Here is a 20,854-nt window from a genome sequence, read left to right as displayed (position 1 = left end):
TTTTTCTCCCCCGTTTTGATTAGCTATGAACATTGTTTGTGACATCTGTTAATTTTTTAGAAAAAATAATAGGTGCATCCACACATTTTTCATTTTTATACTCAACTTTAATAAGAGCAATTTCACGAATAACCGTATGTATTTTCTCTATTCTATTTGTACAATAATGAAAAGCTTCATGAAACTTTTCTTCCGTTAAATGATTGGCAATTGTACAATGCGGAACCCAATTATTAGGAAGGTATAATGAAGATGGATTGTCGCTATATTTTTTCATTTGCTCATGAAAATTACGATGAAAATCAAATAACGTTTTTGTAGGTACAGGCGACAAAAATACTGTTTTAGACGCTAAAAATGTTCCCAATGTACTTAGCGTTATAGGAATGTTACTCGTCTCTTGTAAAACTTGATTCATGTCTTCTATAAAAGATTTTAGCTCAATGTTTTGATAACTAGCAATTGTAATACGAGGTCTTCTATTAGGAGCTTCTTTAGAATAATAAGAAATCCCGCTTCCACACAACTCATTCCATACTGCATGTAGTTCTTTTTCTGTTGTTTCATCGAACAAAGCAATTACACCGTACATTTTCTCCCCCCAAAAACATCACACCTTATTGTCTTAATTTTCTTATAATACCATTATAAAACACTCCCTCCTTTTAAACAAAAAAACCCAATTCTATTCAACTAGAATCAGGAAAAGTGTGCAAGGTTATTTGGAAGCCAACTCCATTTCACGTTTTCGCAGCTCTACGCGGCGAATTTTACCGGAAATTGTTTTTGGCAATTCTTTCACAAATTCAATTTTACGTGGGTATTTATAAGGCGCCGTTAATTCCTTTACATGGTCTTGCAGAAGCGGAATTAACGTGCTGTCTTGCTCATCGATATTTTCTTTTAACACGATAAAGGCTTTTACAATATTTCCTCGTATTTCATCTGGACTTGCCACAACCGCACATTCTCTGACGTACGGATGTTTGACTAGTGCATCTTCCACCTCGAACGGTCCGATTGTATAGCCGGAACTAATAATAATATCATCACCTCGTCCTTCAAACCAAAAGTAGCCATCTTCATCCTTTTTGGCCTGATCACCTGTAATGTAATAATCGCCGCGAAATTGCATAGCTGTACGCTCCGGATCTTTATAGTACTGTTTAAATAATGCCGGTGTTTTCACGTGCACGGCAATATCCCCTACTTCTCCCGGAAGGACTGGCTTACCATCTTCATCGACAATATCAACTTGATTACCCGGCGTCGGTTTTCCCATCGAACCAGGTTTTATTTCCATTCCTTTTAATACGCCAACAAGTAATGTATTTTCTGTTTGACCATATCCATCACGAACCGTTACTTGAAAATAATTTCGAAACGTATTGATAACCTCTCTGTTCAATGGCTCTCCTGCCGAAACCGCACTATGCAAGGAAGAGAGGTCATATTGTTGTAAGGTCTCCACTTTCGCCATTAACCGATATTCAGTTGGCGTGCAGCATAGTACATTTACTTTGTTATCACTTAATAACTGTAAATATGTTTCCGGACCAAATTTCCCGTGATACACAAATCCCGTTGCCCCTGAACCAAGCGTCGCAAGAAATGGACTCCACACCCACTTTTGCCACCCTGGACTTGCTGTTGCCCATACAACATCATTCTCTTCAATTGCTAACCAATTTGCAGCGCTTGTACGAAGATGAGCATATGCCCAGGCATGTGTATGTACAACGCCCTTTGGATTGCCTGTTGTTCCAGATGTATACGATAAGAAAACCATATCATCACATTTTGTCTCTGCCATTTCTAATACAGCACTCTCTGTTTTAAGTGCTTCTCGTATATTGTTCCAGCCTTCTAATGGTTTTTCGCTTAATACAAATTTATGAAGGGCATGCACTGCATCGATTCCGTCGAATTGTCCTACATACGGTTCATAACTTACTATCGCTTTTACTTCGCCATGCTCGATTCGGTATTCAATATCTTTTTTGCGCAGCATTTCTGAACTTGGAATAACGACGAATCCCGCTTTGATTGCGGCAATATACGTCATATATGTTTCAATAAGACGCGGCATCACAATAAGAAGCTTGTCCCCTTTTTGAAGACCGCTTTTTATAAAAGCGTTTCCAATTTTATTCGCTCCTTGTAACAATTCTCCGTATGTGACTTCCCTTTTATTCCCTTGGTCATCTTGCCAAATAAGTGCAAGCTTATTTGGTTCATGGGCATAACGCTCCATCTCTTCGACTAAATTATACATTGGCGGCGCTAATAGCTCTTCCCGGTTCATACTCTTCCCCCTTTATTATGTCCACTCTCCCTTTAATAATAAAGAATTTTCCGACAATTTTAAACTATCTTCTTTTGACAAATTAGTTTATATTTTGACCAATTGGCTACAATAGTAGATGTTTTCTCTTATATTTTGACATAAAACGCCAAAAAGAAAGAGCGGGAAATCCCGCTCTCTCTAAGCCATTATATTATAGTTGTTATCGTTGAAAACCGCCTAATTGTTGTTCAGCCATTGCAACTAAACGTTTTGTAATTTCGCCACCAACAGATCCGTTAGCACGAGATGTTGAATCTGGTCCAAGTTGTACACCGAACTCTTGAGCGATTTCATACTTCATTTGATCTAAAGCAGCTTCTGCACCAGGAACTACTAAGTTATTTGAATTATTGTTTGCCATATGGTATCACCTCCTTGTGAGTATAGAGTGTGATAAACCATAGGACTTCATACATATCTTTTAATGGTAATTTATGGTTTTAAAATAAATCTTCGAATTGTTCTTCTTCTGCTACTTCAACTGTTTGCAATACCATTTTTTCTGTATTGGCAACAGCTGATTCAATAAGCAGTGTAAAATCATAGTGTGATTCAAATTTATTCGCTTTTTCACGCTTCGGTTTTGTTGCCGGACTTGCTGGTGTAAAGACTGTACAGCAATCTTCATACGGACGAATGGAAGTGTCATACGTACCAATTTCATTAGCAATTTTAATAATTTCTAGCTTATCCATCGCAATTAGCGGACGGATAATTGGATAATTTGTCACTTCGTTAATCGTGTGCATACTATCTAACGTTTGACTCGCTACTTGTCCAAGACTTTCACCTGTCGCAAGAGCAAGCGCGTTACGCTCTTCGGCAATACGCTCTGCAATACGCATCATCATACGGCGCATAATTGTCATCGAATAGCTAGATGGAATTTCTTTATTAATTGTTTTTTGCACTTCTGTAAACGGTACAAGGTGAAGTGTCACACGTTTACAATACTTCGTTAGCTCCTGCGCTAAATCAATTACTTTTTGTTTTGCACGCTCACTTGTAAACGGAGGACTATGGAAATGAACAGCTTCCACTGACACGCCGCGCTTCATTGTTAAGTATGCTGCAACTGGGCTATCGATACCGCCGGAAAGAAGAATCATTACTTTTCCGCCAACACCAACTGGTAGGCCGCCAGCTCCCATGCGCTCATCACACATAATATAGCTATAACCGCTTCGAATTTCAACGCGAACATTTACATCCGGATTATGAACATCTACGGTAATGTCTTCTGTATTTTGTAAAATATGCCCTCCGATTTCCGGAAGTAATTCCATCGTTTGCATCGGAAAATGCTTATAAGAACGATGAACAGTAATTTTAAATGTTTTCACATCACGTTTTACTTGCAGAAAAGCAGCAAGTGCACCTTTTTTAATTTCTTCTAAATCCGTTGGTACTTTCATTGCTAAGTTAAACTTGTGAATACCAAACACATCTTTCAATCTTTCCGCAACAGCTTCATGATCTTCACCATTTAACTGAATATACATGCGGTCATGCGTCGCATCAATTTTTAAGTTTGTAAATTTCTTTAATTTATGTTTCACATTATCTTTTAACGTGCTTACAAACTTAGAACGGTTCTTTCCTTTTGTTGTCATTTCGCCGTAGCGAACTAAAATATACTCGTATGTCATCATCTTTCCTTACCTCATCACTTCATATAATTTTGGCAATGTTTCTTTTATAATTCCTTCGAATTGTTTTACTTCTTCCAGCGTATTTTCCGCAGTTAGACTGATACGAATCGCACTTTCTGCTACCGTATGCGACAAGCCCATTGCTAGTAAAACGTGGCTTACTTCGTTTGCTCTTGAAGAACAAGCGGATTTTGTTGACACATACACATCACGTTCTTCCAAAGCATGCACAACAATTTCTGGCTTTAATCCCACAAATGATACGTTTAAAATATGCGGTGCCGTATGTTCTTTCGGCGTATTAATTGTAACATCCTTCATAGCCTTAAACATACGGATCAGTTCTTCTTTTAACTCGCGAAGATGCCCCATATTTTCGGACTGTTTTTCTAAAGTCATTCGCAAAGCTTTGATCATCGCAACAATTCCTGGTAAGTTTTCTGTACCAGAACGGTAACGCAACTCTTGTCCACCACCCGATAAAACTGGATCGAGCCTTACACCATCACGAACATATAGAAGTCCTGTTCCTTTTACACTATGGAACTTATGTCCCGAAATTGTGCAAAGATCAATATGACTTTCATACAAATCAAGCGGCACTTTTCCAATTCCTTGTACATGATCGACATGGAATCGTACTTTCGGATAGTTCGCTAATAACTTTCCAACTTCACCAACAGGCTGAATCGCACCTGTTTCGTTATTGACGTGAATCATGGAAACAAGAATGGTATCATCTCGAAGAGCACGTTTCACATCTTCTACTGATACAACACCGGTTTCATTTACCGGCAAATATGTAACGTCAAAACCAAGATTTTCTAACTGCTTGTATGCTTCAAACACAGAAGCGTGTTCAATGTTTGTTGTAATCATATGCTTACCACGGGAGCGATTTCTCATCGCAATCCCCTTAATTGCAAGGTTATTTCCTTCTGTTCCTCCAGACGTAAAGACAATTTCTGAAGGCTTTGCGCGAAGAAGCTGAGCTGCAATCGTACGTGATTGTGTTAATAAACGCTCTGATTCTCCTCCTAGGGAATGAATAGAAGAAGGATTTCCAAAATACTTTCCTGCAACTGTCACATAAGATTGCAAGGCTTCCGGGTACGGCTTTGTCGTCGCACTATTATCAAAGTAAATCATCGTTATTCCCCTTTCGCCGATATCGAAATCCCAGAAAGTGAAACTTCTTTACAAGAAAGACCTTCGTAGCGGGATAATCATATCATACATCCATGCGTTTCCGCTAAACTTGCTCATAGTTTCCGTCATTAGAGCGGAAGTATGCTTTTCTGCTTTCAACGAAAAAAACGCTCCATATTCCGCTATTCATTATAGCAATATTACACCATAATGCATACAAAAGTTATTTGCACAAAAAACAAACCCCTTAATCAATTAAGGAGTTTGTTCTAAATCAACAAATTCAGCAATCTTTTGCACAATCCCTGGTTCAATTTGCTCTAATACAGAAGCAGCTTGTTCTAGAGCTGCATCATATTCATATTCACGAAACAGTTGCTCAGCGTTATCTAAACTTTTCGCCAGCATATCATCGTTACTACGATAACGATTACCATACTGAATTAATTTTTCTACTAAATATGCTTGTTCAATTAACTCTTGCGTTGCTTCGTGAACACCATTTACAATTACTACCGCTTCTTCTAGTGTGCGATTCACTGCACCCATATCAAGCGGTTTTAATTCAAGCTGCTCATACACACTATGCATTGCTTGTTGTCCGTTTTGCAATTCCGCTACGATACTACCTGGCAAACCTGGTAAATTTGATTTTTGCATCATACGCTTTGATTCCATCAGTGTATGGCGCATTTCCTTTAACGCCTCACGCGCTTCAAACTCATCTTTACGCATCATTTGCAACATGTCTTTGTACTCAGCATGAAGTACTTTTAACGTTTCACATTGCTCATAAATTTCTTCTAACTCTTCTCGAATGACAGAAAATGCGATATCTTGCTCTGCAATACGAAGCTGCAACACTTCAAAACGCTTCATTAAAATGTGCATCTGTTTTTCAACCACTTTTTGAGATTCAATATCTCTATCCTGTAATTGATAACTTTGTTTCACAAACTGTGTTTCTGCTTTCGTTTCCAGTGCTTCTTCCCGAATTGTCTCTAAATCTTCGTATACAGTTACCGTCTGCTGTTCAACATAATGTTTAGCTCTTACTTCTAACTCTAATTGTTCATATAACGTATCAAGATTTCCTTTTAAAACTTCCATTTTTGCTTGCGCTTCTACTACGTGTAGAGATTCTAAATCAGCAAGGCACATTTGCAGTTGTTTGTCCATCTCTCTTACTTCTTTTGGGATTTCCAAATGATTTAGTACATAGCCTTGTTTTTTCATATCATCGTGACCTTGTAATAAATCTTCTAATTGCACCGGTAGTGTCGCTTGACATTCTACTAATGATTCTGGTATTTCATGAACAATCACTTCCAAATGTGCTAGTCCTTCTTCTAAACTCGCCACAATTTCACGCGCTTTTAAGTAATCTCCATTTTGTGTTGCTTCTTCAAACGTTTGAAATTTATTTGACTGGTCATCAAGCAGCCCTTCAATTTTCTTCTCGGCTTTGCCAAACATATGACGATGAGCAAGCACGCCTTTTTTCAAATTGCGATATGTATCACGTAACTGCTCAATTTCTGAATTGTTTTTCTCATAGCTTTCCAACAATTCTTGCAGCTCATTTAAAATATCCATAATTCGATGATCTGCTTCATCTAAACTACTAATGGATTCATTAATTGCATGTTTTGCTTTTCGGAAGGAAAATTGCGCGGCAAATTTTTGGGCGCTTTCTAGTTCTTTTTCTGCTTTCGGAAGAATATTAGCAACAATTTCATCCCATTCATTACGCCATTTTTCAAACAGCTCTTCTGTTTGCCCAGTCATTTTTAGCTCTTTCACTCGCTTCAGTTCATCCGCTACAGGCTTATCTTTAATTTCTTTTTGCCATTGCCCTAGTGCTTCAATATCTTTATATAAACGATTTCTCATCACAAGCTCTACGATGAGGAAGAGCAAGATGGCACTCACGATGATGATAACGATCGTTAAGATTGAATCCATTCAAAATGCCTCCTATTTATCTGTTTTTTGTCCGTTCCGTTTTTTAAAATGGAAGGCGTTATGTAAGAAAAGGGAAATCCCCCATATTTAACAACTAGCAGTGTATTAATCATACCATGTAATTATATGTTTTTGGCCTAGTTTTTCGAAAAATTTCATGAAAGAATTTACTATTTCCAAGTCAATTCCGTACACACCTCAAACTCCAAAATTATAATGACTTAAAGTCTATATTTTCTTTCGAAACAAAAACATTATTATCGTATTATAGCTATACTACTATATAATAATTTTAAAAAGAAGATATCACTTTATGAAAACCAAATAAAAACAGCTTATTCCCATACATATTGGCAACAAGCTGCTTTACGTTTTTTTGGTTTCTTTATACATATGCCGCTCTCGGCAGAGGATATTGTAGATGCTCTGTACCAAGAGTTTGCTCCATCCACTGCTCTACTTCCTTCATATACATTTCAATAAAAAAGATTTCTGACGGAAAGGAATGCAGCACTTCTGATATATATTGTGGATATAAATACGGCATACTGATCATTCCCTTTAACTGCGTCATAAACATTGTAAATGATACATTTTGAAATTCTTTATTTTCTTGTCCTTGTCTAATGAGTTGCTCCATATAGTATCTCTCTTTTGAAAAGTAAATTGTCATGATTTCGCGAATTAATGTGCTATCTAACGACAGTTCTCTGTAGAAAAAACGAGTAAGTTCTCTTCGTTCAAACTGATATTGTAAAATATTTCTCACCATCTGAAATATTACTTCTTTTGCAGACAAAAAATTTCGTTGTTCAAATTTCATTTCAATAATACGTAAATAGCCCTCTAAAAAGTCTGTTACCAACTGTTCCAGTAATCCTTGTTTTCCAGAAAAATAATAGGAGATATTTGCAACATTGACATCTGCTTGTTTCGCTATGTCACGCACTGATGTACCATTATAGCCTTTCGCATAAAATAGTGAAGTTGCCGCGTCGATGATCTTCTGTCTCGCCAGTGTCATACACTCACTCCTCCCGCTACTTGTGGACAATAAAACACGATTAATTGAACTTGATGTAAATTTCTTGACTTTTAAGACAAATTCCTTTATTTTTCTATCGACAAAGTCTTGCGAATTATAGCTTATTTTGCAATAACTTTACACTTACCTACAGAAAGGGCGGCGTTTCCATGTTCACAGGAGAAGAATATACTGGTACACGCGAGGAGCAATACAGCACAGTGATAAAACAACTCGATGCTCTATTAACAGGCGAGTCAAATAGCGTGGCTAACTTAGCAAATGCATCCGCTTTACTCAATGTGTTTTTACAAGATATTAACTGGGTAGGTTTTTATGTAACAGAAGGAAATCAACTTGTACTCGGTCCGTTCCAAGGATTACCAGCTTGCGTTCGTATTCCATTTGGCCGCGGTGTATGCGGCGTAGCAGCAGAAACGAAAACGACACAACTTGTCGCTGATGTCCACAAGTTTCCTGGTCATATCGCCTGCGATGTAGCGTCTAATTCAGAAATCGTTGTACCGCTAATCAAAAACGATGAAGTCATTGGCGTGTTAGACATCGACAGCCAAACAAAGGGCGCTTTGATGAGATTGATCAAACCTATTTAGAGAAATTTGTCGCAACTTTATTGAAACATATATAATGCAAAGGCGCTGACTTTAGATCAGCTCCTTTTTCGCACGGCAGTCCAGAACGTCAAGCATTGTCAAACGGTCGATATATTGGATAGACATCATTTTTCTTACGATAAAGCTGTTTTTTCTTTTTGTAGTGCGTGCGCTAAGTCCCTTACAATATCTTCCCAGGACTCAAGCCCTGCAGATAAGCGTAATAAATTATCAGAAATCCCCATCTGCTCACGAACATGTTTTGGAATGACCGCATGTGTCATCGTTGCCGGGTGCTGAATTAACGTTTCTGTATCACCAAGACTCACTGCAATGGCAATTAATTTTAAGTTATCCATTACAGCTTGCGCCTCTGCTTTTCCTCCTTTTACCGTAAACGACAGTACACCGCCCCCGCGCTTCATTTGTTTATTTGCAAGCAGTCCTTCCGGATACCAAACATCTTCCACTAGTTCATGATTTCGGAGAAAAGCAGCAATTTTTTCTGCATTATCAGAATGGCGATCCATTCGCACTGCTAATGTTTTTAAACCTCGTAAAAGTAGCCATGCATCAAACGGTGCCATAATCCCGCCAACATCTTTACGAATCGGACGAATTTTTTCTGCAATATCTTTCGTTTTACAAATTGTAACACCAGCCACAACATCACCGTGACCGCCGATATATTTTGTCGCACTATGCAAGACAATATCGCAGCCTACTGTAAGCGGTCTTTGCAAGTACGGTGAACAAAATGTATTATCCACAATAACGAGCAATCCATGCTGCTTAGCTACTTTGACGACAAGTTCTAAGTCAATTAATTTCATCGTTGGATTAATTGGTGTTTCTACAAAAATGATTTTTGTATTCGGCCCAATACTATTTTCAATTTCCTCTGCTGTTTCCATCTCGCATAATGTATGCGTAATTGCAAATTTCTCTTCCAACACTTCTAAAAAGCCATACGTACAACCGTATAAGCCATTTGAACAAACAATATGGTCTCCAGCCTTTAAAAAGGCAAAAAGTGTTCCTGAAATAGCTGCCATACCGGAACCAAACGCAAGTGCCGCTTCTCCTTCTTCTAATGCCGCCATTCTTTCCTCAAATAACTCAACTGTCGGATTTCCAAGTCTAGAATAAATATAAGCTGAGTCATACCCAGCAAAGCTTTCTTCCCCTTGCTGCGCTGTTTCAAATGTATACGTAGATGTTTGAAATAACGGCGGTGTTAAACTTCCTTTATGCTCGGCCGCATCATACCCATGATGAATTAACGTCGTTTCGATATGTTTCTTTTTCATACAAATATCCCCCTTATATCTCATTGTATGTAAGCGCTTTCTGTCTGTTGCTATCCTTTCCATGAGCATTTACAAAATTCCTTCTTGCATTTTCCCAAAATTTGAATGTATAAAATGAAATTTGATATTCTTGACTCTCTCCTAATAAACAGATATAATAGCCTTTGTGTAAAATAAAAAGGCAGCCTTGTAATGTGAGTTTATTGTTTGTATTTTGTTCCTCATGATGAGGTGTATCGTGTAACTCCCTGCTGCTGGAGCGAGGATACATGAAAATGAAATACGCATAAATGTCAATTACGTCTGTTTTTATTTTACAAAAATAAAAACATTTTAAAGGAGGAGTCATTCATGGCTCGTTATACAGGTCCATCTTGGAAACTTTCTCGTCGTCTTGGAGTATCTCTAAGCGGCACAGGTAAAGAATTAGAAAAACGCCCTTACGCACCAGGTCCACACGGTCCTAACCAACGTAAGAAACTTTCAGAATACGGTTTACAATTACAAGAAAAACAAAAACTTCGTCACATGTACGGCATGACTGAGCGTCAATTCCGTCGCACATTTGACCAAGCTGGTAAAATGATGGGTAAACACGGTGAAAACTTCATGATCCTTCTTGAAGCTCGCCTTGACAACCTAGTTTACCGCATGGGCTTAGCTCGCACTCGTCGCGCTGCTCGTCAATTAGTAAACCACGGTCACATCATGGTAGATGGTGCTCGCGTAGATATCCCATCTTACCGCGTTAAACCAGGCCAAACAATCGGCCTTCGCGAAAAATCTCAGAACCTAGCTGTTGTTAAAGAAGCAGTTGAAGTTAACAACTTCGTACCTGAGTACTTAACTTTCGATGCTGACAAATTAGAAGCTACTTTCACTCGCTTACCAGAGCGCGCTGAGTTAGCTGCTGAAATCAACGAAGCGTTAATCGTAGAGTTCTACTCTCGTTAATGACGAAAAGCCAATCCTTTTGGGTTGGCTTTTTTCGTTATATAAACATATTTATTTCGTAGTTTCACTTTATTTCACTTTTATATTCATCGTTTTATTCTCTTCTTGTTTCTCCACATAAACATGTTGCTCACTATTATTTTTTTGTAATTGACTTGTTTCGTTTTCTGCTAGCTGTCCTGCATTTAGCAGTGAAAAAATAATTAATGCTTCTAGTGACATATAGATAACTCCCTCTTTTCTATCACTTTTGATATTTACAGCATACATGCCTGTTATGAACTTGAAGTGAACATACGGAAAATTTTTAAACAAAAATTCAACATGACATAATAATGAAATTTGTTACTGTAACAATATTTCAATTTAAATGCCTTCTAATTTAAACACACTCTTCACTCGCTGTCGTATCTTTCATTTCTACACTTGACCAATCTATCTTCAAATATCTATATCCAAATGCAACAAATAGTCCTAAAATATAAATGTAAAACCCAACCCACGGACCATAAACCCCTAATTCCCACACAAAGGTAAAAATAAAGGATATTGGAATAAACATGAGCCATCCTAATAATAAGGCTACTTTCATTGTATAAGAATTATCACCGATACCACGTAAACCACCAGCTAAAATTAATTGAAGTCCATCAAAAATAACGAACAATGAAGCAAAACGTAAAACTTCAGCAGTTAGTGAAAGTACCACTTCTTCTGTAGTAAATAGTTTTGCTATATATTCTGCACCCAAAAAATAAATGATTGTAAATGGAACAATGAAGTAAAGTCCTACTTTCATAACATCAAATCCAATTTTTTTAGCAATGAGAGGTCTTCTTTTTCCAAGTTGTTGTCCAAGTAAAATCGTTGCCGTAACTCCAAATCCTATCCCCGGCAAATATGCAAGTGATATTACATTTAAAACAATTTCTGTAGCAGCTAATTCTATATCACCAACTCTAGAAATGAATATAGTAAATACAAGCATTGCACCGCTCATTCCTAGTTCTTCTAAACCGATCTTTAATCCCTCTATATTAACTAGTTTAAACTCTCCTTCTTTAAAACTTATAAGCTTTCTTGTTGGAAATACATTATTTTCCCTAAAATAGCAAACTAGCAATCCTGTAAGTTGAACAATTTCTGAAACAATAAATGCCCAACCTGCACCTAATACGCCTAATTTAGGAAAGAACAAAAATCCATTTACCAACAATAGTGCTAATATTACATTTAAAGTATTACCTAAAATTGAAAAATACATTGGAGTCTTTGTATTTCCTATCCCTCTAAAAAATCCATTTAATACTACCCGAAACATGTTCAGTGTAAATGAAATAATTCTTAATCCTAAATAACCTACTCCAATCAATGCAATACTTTTCGAAACCCCCATAATCCCAAAAAACCATGAAGGTGCAAAAGTTGAGAATAATAAGAAAAAAGGAAATAGAGCTATAACAGAATATAGTCCTGTATACGTGTATGTAACACATTTTTTAAAATCTCTAGCTCCATAAGATTGTGATACTAAAAAGTTTACAGCGAAGCCAATGCCACTAAATAGTGCAAACAAATTTAATATAACTACGTTTGTAATACCTACTGCAGCAATTGCTTCATAACCTAAGTGTCCAATAATTATAAGATTTACTACTCCCATTAAATTAGTTGAACTCATTTCAATGATAGTTGGAATTGTTATTTTCAAAATTTCCTTATACCTATTCATGTATAACTCCTATAAAAAAGACATGTTACAGCTGCACCATTTGCAAGATTCACCACATCACTTTGCTCACAGGGTAATCCCCTTAACATCGCTCCTGCGAATCCTCCATTAATGATGTATACCCCCCAACACATGATGGCTTTCTTTAAGTCAATATTTCCCTCTATTACAAAAGGAATTTCTTCTTCATGTGGATATACCCTTTCCTGGACAATATGTACAATATCAGAATTTAATAAATTTAAAACCGTTTTTTCCCAATCATTCTCATTGTACTTCCAGCCTAAAAATACTTCATTTCCGCCATAACCAATCGTTGCCTTAATCACAAGTTTATCTTTATTCTTTAAAATATACTCCATTCCCTCAACATCTAGATTATTTTCTGACGTTACCATGTCTTTTAAAAAGCGAGTCCAAGGAATGCACCTTTTTACTAAATCTAATTCTTCATTTGTAAATAGATGACTATAATAAGGATCTGAAAGAAATACAAGATTTCCTTTATTTCCATAAAGTTCAGTATGAAATCCTGCTAATAATTCCAAATTACCAGCTTGAAAAGCTTGGACAATCGCTTGTACTTCTTCTGGGTTATGAAGCGCATCATCACATAAAAATGTACGATATAGAATATCAATTTTCTTTCCATTTACCTTGAGCATATTATCCTGAAATTCTGCTTCTTTTTGAGAACATATAATCGCATTATATCCAGCTTCTTTTAGCCTTAATTTCATATAATTTAAGGTACCATAGTAACTATCAAGATATTCATCCCAATCCATAATGGCTATAGTTATGTCATTATAGTTTTTCCCAATATTTATAGCTAGTTTATTTATATTTTCTATTAATACATCCATAGGATCAACATAGTCCCATTTTTCAGATCCCTTTAGCATTTTATAAAACTCAAAAGAACGCATGCTTTTATTTAAGTATCCTATATCTAGTCCTCCAACACTGCTATCTACATTAAACTCCAAAAATTTATATCCGTCTTTTGTAAAATACATATCGCCGCGAGCTATCAAATTCTTATTTTGATACGTTGACATCATTAATTGATATTGTTTTTCTGAAAAACCTAGAACTGTACACATTTTTAGGATATCCCCTGAAAATATACGTTCTGGTAAAGATACAATAATATCTAATAATGCCTTGGTATCCCTACTGAGAATCTCCAATTTTTCCTCGCTTAACAATCCAGGCTTTGGAATTATCATAGTTTCTTTATCAGAATAATACTGAAGAACTCTCTCTTTAACCATTTTATTTTGTAATTGTTTAAATGAGCTGATGGCTAATTGAGAATTCTCTCGTACACTCACGTTAAAATCATCAACATGTGTCTTCATACACTCATTACCTTTTCTTTCACATCTTTTAATACAATTACAGGTTGCTCATATCCGCCTTGCCCAAGATTAATAACAGCTTTATCCGAAATACGTGATACGACTCCGGCATACTTTCCACCAAACATAAACATATCAATTCCGAATTTTTTACTTTTTTTAACAATTTTTCCATCTTTGTGTTCTAATATACTTACACTTGGGATTTCATTATATTCCTGAACAATCCAATTTGTATTTTTATTATTATTTACGATTTTAGCCCATACCTCTGTATCTGCATCTTTACCTAGAAATACATTTTCCCCTCGTGTAGAATTATCAATTTTTAAAACAAAGCGTTCTTTATTATCAATAACATATTCAATTAAATTTATTATTTCTCCTTTAAAAGAAGTTGTAGTTTCTTCTAACTTTCTTGTCCATAAAATATGTTTATTAACCATCTCGACTTGTTCATAAGATAAATATTTTTCTTGAAATCTCGCATCTGTAAGTAAGGCTAAAGTCATTTTACTCTCTCCGATAAACATGGAAGGATATGAGTTAACATTACAAACTAGCCCTTTCTCACATGCTTCAATTACATCCTCCATATCTTTATTACCTAGTTCTAATTGATCAACTTTATTATAAATAATGTCGATGGGACATTCGTTATACATAAGTTGCTGCCTTTGTGAATCTAATTTTAGATCTCGCAAATCACAAATAACAATGTTATGTCCCATTTCACGACCATATTTTTGTATGTGCTCCAATTCGTATGAATAGTTACCAGCATAATTTACAAGAGCAATTTGAGGTTTATCAATATTACCTCCCATTTCTTTATAAGCATTTAATAATTCACTAATAAATCCATTAGGTGTATCACACAAAAATTGTTCCTGTTCATAAGAACTTGTAATCCCTTTGATAAATGGTAGATTAACCCATCTTTCTTTCAATTTACCTAATACAACAACCCCTCCTGGGCAGCATGCATTTGGTTCAACAACTTTAAATCCTTCTCCTCCATTCCATATACAATCAAATCTTGAAATTCTAATTTTGCGCTTATACCTTGGATTAATGTTAATTAATCTTGTGTATTTATTGTAGTATGAAAAAAACTCCTTAATCTCTTCATCTTTCTCATATGCTTCTAGCACTATTTCCAATGCATCAGAAAGTGTTTCAGAAGCTCTCTGAAAATACTTATTTTCTTCTTCTGTAATAGCTAAAGGTTGAATAGAAAAAGGGAGCGCCTTTTCTTTGAATATTAATCCTTCTTGTTGAATGATTTGATCTACCTCTTTTAAAGTCTCTTTAAAGCCTCTTTCATTTGTTTCTGCTAAATTATGAAATTCTTCTCCAATTTGTTTAAATAACATATAAAATCCCTCCGTTTATTTTCTTTGATCTATAACTCGAATGACTTTTCCTGAACTTTCAGAAACCTTAAGATTCTCTCTTCCTACTAAACTGATTATTAAAGGGGCGATTACCTGTAATTGAATCATCTGCTTAAGTTTCGGTGTATAAGTTAAAATCCGCTCTCTAATTCTGTTTATTAAATTTTCTTCAATTTCTTTATCCATAGATTTTCCTGATACTTCAAAAAAAACGTGAATCATATCTCTATTCCCCTGTTTTTCTACTACTAATTGAAATTCTCCAGTCAACTCGTCTAAATGACTGCATGCCTGGGCAAAAATTTGTGGAAAGATTTGTTCACCACCTAATTTAATAATTTCTCCTTTTCTTCCAATTAATTTAATCCTTTGATTCGTTCTCCCACACAGGCACAAAGAATCTATTTTTAATACCAAATCATTTGTTTGATATCGAATAACTGGCATCAACTTTCTTTTTAAATTTGTAATGACAAGTTCACCAACTTCTCCATCTTGTACAGGGTGGCCTTTTTCATTCAAGATCTCAACATACTGCAATTGATCATGTATATGGTACGTACCTGCTTCACAGTAATCACATTGAAAACCAATAGTCCCAACATCCATACTTTGAAATACTGATTTAAAATCTTTCACTCCTAAAGCAGATTCTAAATAATTCTTGGTAGAAGAATACATTTTTTCTCCACCATAAACAATTCGATTTATTGAAAGTTGACTTTTGTTTTTTTCTATATATTGTGCTAATGGTATTACATCCGAAGGCATGACTAAAAGAGTCGTAACATTAAACATTTTGATATACTTAGATAACCTTTCAAGATCCGAACTCATCCCTATAGGAACAATTGTACATCCTGTTCTTTCAAGTCCTAGATAAACAGTAAACTCAGATGTTAAAAATCCAGGTACTCCAAAAGTAGCAACTGTATCACTTTTATTAATTCCAGCCATTGCATAACCTTTACCATGAAAAAATATATTTTCTTTTAACTCATCTGCTGTTAAATAAATCAGTTTAGGTTCTCCCGTTGTTCCCCCACTTGTAAATACGTAAGAATTGTGAAGAGAACTGGTCAGCATATGCTTTGGCGGAATTTCTTTCATAATATCCCGAGAACTAATCATAGGAATTTCTTCATACTCTCTAAGATTGCTTACATTCACATTTACATTTTCATATAATTCCTGATAAAATCGCGATTGTTCGTTAGCAAAAGATACAACTTTATTTAGTTGTCCTAATTGCTTTATTTGTTTATCTTTCCTCGGGATAAAATCTGTCGTTTTCTCTAAATTTGTAAATATTGAAGTGCTAAACAATAAATCTCCTCCTTTGTTCATGATGAAAGAAATGATTAGATTCTTTCACAATCACCATCTCTTTATTGACGTCATGTAATCACAGAAAAACACCCATATTAACCCCAAAAATACTTTTACCTTTTTTGCATAAATATTACAGTTAGAAGTTTATACGCATTAAATTTTATTTTAAATATTAAAAACAAGACAAAAATCGACACTAATATTATTAAAATGAATTTTTTTTTATTTTTTTTATTTTTTATTCCTAAATTTTTAATTAACACTAGATAAATAAAAGGGGGATTTTTAGAAGTTTTGAATACGTTATAAATAACAGAAAAATGAGAATTATTTTGATAAATTAAAATGCACCCTATTTAAGTACCTAAAAACAAAAAAACAAGACAATTTTGTCTTGTTTTCCCACTATATTTTTCACAAAATATCCCTTCCGTATCTTCTGGTATAAGAAAGTCCTCATACACATTTTATTCTCTATTTTAAAAGACTCCGGCATCACCGAAGTCCTTTTTCAACCATATTCCCTTACGCTATCTCTTTACGTTTTTCACCTAAAGAGTAGTTCGCAACTTTTGTAATTGAACTGTTCGCAACGAAGTAAATCTCACCGGTTTCTGCAACGAGCTGCGTTGTACGAAGCCCTACTTCTTCGATGATACCGTCAATATCATTAATTTTCACTTTATCGCCAACTGAAAATTGATCTTCAAAAATAATAAAGAATCCTGTTACAACGTCTTTTACTAAGTTTTGTGCTCCAAACCCAATTGCTAAACCGGCAACACTCACCCCAGCAAGAAGCGCTTTAATATCGATTCCTACTGTTTCTAAAACCGTCATAATGACCATGAAATACACAACATAATGAACAATATTTTGACAAAGCTTCGTTAATGTCGCTTCACGTCTTTCATTTGTACGTACAGGCGCTTTACTGCTCATCTTAAATATTTGTTCAATCCCTACAGAAGCTACGCGAATAATCACTTTTGCCGCAATAAAAATAATAATAATTTTTAGGATGGTTTCCCCAAAGCTAATTAATTTTTCCGGATTTAAAATATACTCATCTACAATTTTCTGAATATCCAAAATGTTAACTCCTCTCCTTTAAAATGCAAAAAGCGTAAGAATTCTTACGCTTTTTGGCATGTTAGTAACGAATTAAGAAATATTTTTTCTTCCCGCGGCGAATGATTGTAAATTTACCTTCAATGCGGTCTTTTTCTGTTACCGTGTAGTCTAACTCTTGTGTACGCTCACCATTTACATAAACCGCACCATTTGTAATATCTTCGCGTGCTTGACGTTTTGACGGTGAAATTTTACTTTCTACAAGTACATCTACTAATAATGTATCTTCTGTACTACGCTCTACAGATGGTACATCTTTAAAACCTTGCTCGATTTCCGCTGCTGTTAATTCTGCAACAGAACCGCTAAATAATGCTGCTGAAATTTTAATTGCTTGCTCTAACGCTTCAGCGCCGTGAACAAGTTTTGTCATTTCAGAAGCTAATGCTTTTTGTGCTTCACGCTTTTCAGGTGCTTCTGCAACTTGTTTTTCTAACTCAAGGATCTCTTCATGAGATAAGAATGTAAAGTATTTTAAGTATTTCACAACATCGCGATCATCTGTATTAATCCAGAATTGGTAGAACTCGTACGGCGTTGTTTTTTCTGGGTCTAGCCAAACCGCGCCGCCTTCTGTTTTCCCAAACTTCGTACCATCAGATTTCGTTACAAGCGGTACAGTTAAGCCGAATGCTTTCGCATCTTCTTCTGACTTACGGATTAATTCTAAACCAGCTGTAATGTTCCCCCATTGGTCACTACCACCAATTTGTAATTTACAACCGTGCGTTTGGTACAAGTTTAAGAAATCGTATGATTGTAAAATCATGTAGCTAAACTCAGTGAATGAGATACCCGTTTCTAAACGAGATGCAACTGTGTCTTTCGCTAACATGTAGTTTAAACCAAAGTTTTTACCGATATCGCGTAAGAATGTAATTAAATCTAAAGAACCAATCCAATCGTAGTTGTTTGCAATCGTTGCTGGATTACCTTCTTTATTGAAGTCTAGGAAGTTAGAAAGCTGCTCTTTAATACGCTCACTGAAAAAGGCAACTGTTTCTTTCTCATTTAATGTACGCTCTGCTTTCTTACCACTTGGGTCACCAATTAAACCTGTAGCTCCGCCAACAAGTGCGATCGGCTGGTGCCCTGCTTGTTGAAAACGACGTAATATTAAAATTGGTAGCATATGACCAATATGTAAACTATCAGCTGTTGGATCAAAACCGCAGTATAATTTCACACTTTCTTTCTCTAATAGTTCTTGCAAACCTTCTGCATCCGTTTGTTGGTTAATTAGACCACGAAACTCAAGATCTTGTAAAATGTTCATCATATTCACTCCTTTAAAAATAACTTGTGCGCGGAATTTAAAAACATAAAAAAATCGCCCCTTCAATAAGGGACGATTTTAATCATCGCGTTACCACCCTAGTTGCAGGTAAAAAAACCTGCCACCTCATTCACATAACGGCTCATCACCGTCTTTCCCCTCTTAGATGAAATCCAATCGAAGAAAGATGCTCCAGGGTCGTAATTCGCGATCATTTATGTGCTGATTTTCACCGACCATCAGCTCTCTAAAACAGGGAAATGATCACTACTGTTCCCTTTCCACGCTCGTTTATTTATATACTTTTCTTTATAACATCATTTGTATATGCCTGTCAAATACAGTTTTTTCTCTTATACTTACTAGCTGGCAATGAGTATCGTTAGTATAGAAAGAATCGGCACACCTGCTAATAGAGAGACGTGAAACACAATTGATAAATCATTCCCAATTGTCGATTCAATAGGATCTTTAGCCGGAGACGCAAGAAAGCGTAAAAATCGATCTCCCCTATTCACTTTTTGCGGAAAATCAGGAACTTCCACATAATCACTTTCTAAATGCTGTTTCAATCTATATTCTTTATCAAAGGGATTTTCGTTCAATATCATCCACCTCCAACAATTGCTTCAATTTTTTTATTCCATGATGCAATCTTGATTTAACCGTCCCGATCGGAATACATAATACATCAGCAATTTCCTTATGAGGCATATCATGATAATACGAAAGAATCAGCACAGCTCGCTGCTCTTCTGGAACTTTTAAAATAGCTTCTCGAATCGTAAAACGGTCTTCTTTTGAAATCCCCTTCTCTTCAATCGAAATAAAAAAAGGAAGAAGCGAACGCCATTTTTTTCTACGATTAAGCTTATTGATCATTAACCGATATGCAACTTGAAACAAATACGTTTTCACTTTCCCCTTTTCAACATCATACATTTGCTTCTTACGTTCTAATGTAAGGAACGTATCTTGAACGAGATCTTGACTCAACTGTTCATCACGATTAAAACGATATAAAAAAGTATATAACGCAGGTTTGATTAAAACATATAATCGTTCCCCGGCTTGTTCATCTCCTTTTTGATAGGAGAGCATCAACTCCTCCTCAATCCCAATCTGCGCCATGTTTTTTAATCTCCTTTATCCCCTTTAATGTTAAAGAGATGCGGCTAATTAAATACATACTTGCGACTAATGTCCAAACCAGCGCTTGATTCGCAAAAAATTGCACATATGGATTTTGAACTGTTAATCCGCTTGAAACTAAGAAAAATAACACATATACGCATATACAAGCGTACACCGCAATACAGACAGATATGGTATCAAATACATTCCAGCGAAAGTATACTTTTGTTTTTGTAAAATCGATTTTATTCCCGGCTTTTCGTACGATATATTTCTTATCAAATGGGATAAGAATTGAAAATATAATAAGCATCATACACGCTAACGTAATCATTGAAACTTTAAATCCTATCGCTATAGGCAAAAGTGTCCCTAAAGCAATTACGATTATAATACTGATCAAAACGAATGAAAGCATCCATTTATTCGACATTTAAAGTGCCCCCCTAATTTACTTTTCATAAACTTAT

The 20,854-nt window shown here is 35.7% G+C and carries 19 protein-coding genes, 1 pseudogene and 1 other annotated feature; of the genes and pseudogenes, 2 read left to right on the top strand and 18 right to left on the bottom strand.

Features of this window, described 5'->3' with window-relative positions:
- Positions 1–19: 19 nt before the first annotated feature.
- The 7 genes from H280_RS0105620 to refZ all read right to left on the bottom strand — a co-directional run bounded on the left by H280_RS0105620 (position 20) and on the right by refZ (position 8,137).
- Positions 20–592, bottom strand: coding sequence for a 2'-5' RNA ligase family protein (locus H280_RS0105620; protein WP_020060141.1), 573 nt, complete (start codon positions 590–592; stop codon positions 20–22).
- Between the two features lie 126 nt (positions 593–718).
- Positions 719–2,305, bottom strand: a complete 1,587-nt coding sequence (mbcS, locus tag H280_RS0105615) for an acyl-CoA synthetase MbcS (protein ID WP_020060140.1) — start codon at positions 2,303–2,305, stop codon at positions 719–721.
- 202 nt (positions 2,306–2,507) lie between these two features.
- Positions 2,508–2,708 carry an alpha/beta-type small acid-soluble spore protein gene (locus H280_RS0105610; RefSeq protein WP_020060139.1) on the bottom strand — a complete coding sequence of 67 codons (201 nt, stop codon included), beginning with the start codon at positions 2,706–2,708 and terminating at the stop codon, positions 2,508–2,510.
- Positions 2,709–2,787: 79 nt separating this feature from the next.
- Positions 2,788–3,999 carry a tRNA uracil 4-sulfurtransferase ThiI gene (thiI, locus tag H280_RS0105605; protein ID WP_020060138.1) on the bottom strand — a complete coding sequence of 404 codons (1,212 nt, stop codon included), beginning with the start codon at positions 3,997–3,999 and terminating at the stop codon, positions 2,788–2,790.
- A 6-nt stretch (positions 4,000–4,005) separates the two neighbouring features.
- The gene (locus tag H280_RS0105600; RefSeq protein ID WP_020060137.1) at positions 4,006–5,148 is read right to left on the bottom strand and encodes a cysteine desulfurase family protein; all 1,143 of its coding nucleotides are present in this window, start codon (positions 5,146–5,148) and stop codon (positions 4,006–4,008) included.
- A gap of 255 nt (positions 5,149–5,403) precedes the next feature.
- The gene (gene ezrA / locus H280_RS0105595) at positions 5,404–7,113 is read right to left on the bottom strand and encodes a septation ring formation regulator EzrA (RefSeq protein WP_020060136.1); all 1,710 of its coding nucleotides are present in this window, start codon (positions 7,111–7,113) and stop codon (positions 5,404–5,406) included.
- Between the two features lie 385 nt (positions 7,114–7,498).
- On the bottom strand, positions 7,499–8,137 hold the full coding sequence (gene refZ, locus H280_RS0105590) for a forespore capture DNA-binding protein RefZ (RefSeq protein WP_020060135.1): 639 nt from the start codon (positions 8,135–8,137) through the stop codon (positions 7,499–7,501).
- A 170-nt stretch (positions 8,138–8,307) separates the two neighbouring features.
- On the opposite strand from refZ, the pseudogene H280_RS23085 reads away from it, so the two are divergent.
- Positions 8,308–8,786 (top strand): annotated as a pseudogene (locus H280_RS23085) (GAF domain-containing protein).
- Between the two features lie 99 nt (positions 8,787–8,885).
- Here H280_RS23085 and megL read toward each other — a convergent pair.
- Positions 8,886–10,061, bottom strand: a complete 1,176-nt coding sequence (megL, locus tag H280_RS0105580) for a methionine gamma-lyase (protein WP_020060134.1) — start codon at positions 10,059–10,061, stop codon at positions 8,886–8,888.
- A 351-nt stretch (positions 10,062–10,412) separates the two neighbouring features.
- Here megL and rpsD point away from each other — a divergent pair, with 351 nt between their 5' ends.
- Complete coding sequence (rpsD, locus tag H280_RS0105575) at positions 10,413–11,015, top strand: 30S ribosomal protein S4 (protein ID WP_020060133.1); 603 nt, start codon at positions 10,413–10,415, stop codon at positions 11,013–11,015.
- A 69-nt stretch (positions 11,016–11,084) separates the two neighbouring features.
- On the opposite strand, the gene H280_RS0105570 is transcribed toward rpsD, so the two are convergent.
- From H280_RS0105570 to H280_RS0105525, 10 genes are all read right to left on the bottom strand, one after another.
- Positions 11,085–11,237, bottom strand: a complete 153-nt coding sequence (locus H280_RS0105570) for a hypothetical protein (RefSeq protein ID WP_020060132.1) — start codon at positions 11,235–11,237, stop codon at positions 11,085–11,087.
- Positions 11,238–11,397: 160 nt separating this feature from the next.
- Positions 11,398–12,747, bottom strand: coding sequence for an MATE family efflux transporter (locus H280_RS0105565; protein WP_020060131.1), 1,350 nt, complete (start codon positions 12,745–12,747; stop codon positions 11,398–11,400).
- A complete protein-coding gene (locus H280_RS0105560; RefSeq protein WP_020060130.1) occupies positions 12,744–14,111 on the bottom strand; it encodes a hypothetical protein in 1,368 nt (455 codons plus the stop codon). Before H280_RS0105560 ends, H280_RS0105565 begins: the two co-directional genes overlap by 4 nt.
- Positions 14,108–15,487, bottom strand: a complete 1,380-nt coding sequence (locus H280_RS0105555; RefSeq protein WP_020060129.1) for a glutathionylspermidine synthase family protein — start codon at positions 15,485–15,487, stop codon at positions 14,108–14,110. The genes H280_RS0105560 and H280_RS0105555 overlap by 4 nt, the downstream gene beginning before the upstream one ends.
- 15 nt (positions 15,488–15,502) lie before the next feature.
- On the bottom strand, positions 15,503–16,834 hold the full coding sequence (locus H280_RS0105550; RefSeq protein WP_020060128.1) for a phenylacetate--CoA ligase family protein: 1,332 nt from the start codon (positions 16,832–16,834) through the stop codon (positions 15,503–15,505).
- 531 nt (positions 16,835–17,365) lie between these two features.
- Complete coding sequence (locus tag H280_RS23075) at positions 17,366–17,932, bottom strand: mechanosensitive ion channel family protein (protein WP_020060127.1); 567 nt, start codon at positions 17,930–17,932, stop codon at positions 17,366–17,368.
- A 61-nt stretch (positions 17,933–17,993) separates the two neighbouring features.
- Complete coding sequence (gene tyrS, locus H280_RS0105540) at positions 17,994–19,250, bottom strand: tyrosine--tRNA ligase (protein WP_020060126.1); 1,257 nt, start codon at positions 19,248–19,250, stop codon at positions 17,994–17,996.
- A 65-nt stretch (positions 19,251–19,315) separates the two neighbouring features.
- Positions 19,316–19,543, bottom strand: a binding site (T-box leader).
- 69 nt (positions 19,544–19,612) lie between these two features.
- A complete protein-coding gene (locus H280_RS0105535) occupies positions 19,613–19,855 on the bottom strand; it encodes a hypothetical protein (protein WP_020060125.1) in 243 nt (80 codons plus the stop codon).
- Positions 19,836–20,381 (bottom strand): RNA polymerase sigma factor, encoded by a 546-nt coding sequence (locus H280_RS0105530; protein ID WP_020060124.1) that lies wholly within the window; start codon positions 20,379–20,381, stop codon positions 19,836–19,838. The genes H280_RS0105535 and H280_RS0105530 overlap by 20 nt, the downstream gene beginning before the upstream one ends.
- Positions 20,362–20,817: a hypothetical protein gene (locus H280_RS0105525; RefSeq protein ID WP_020060123.1), complete on the bottom strand. Its 456-nt coding sequence runs from the start codon at positions 20,815–20,817 to the stop codon at positions 20,362–20,364. Before H280_RS0105525 ends, H280_RS0105530 begins: the two co-directional genes overlap by 20 nt.
- Positions 20,818–20,854 lie beyond the last annotated feature (37 nt).

Source organism: Bacillus sp. 123MFChir2, assembly GCF_000383235.1.
GTDB lineage: Bacteria > Bacillota > Bacilli > Bacillales > Bacillaceae_G > Bacillus_A.
The sequence above is the reverse complement of the archived record's forward strand: the minus strand, read 5'-3'. Positions and strand labels throughout refer to the sequence as shown.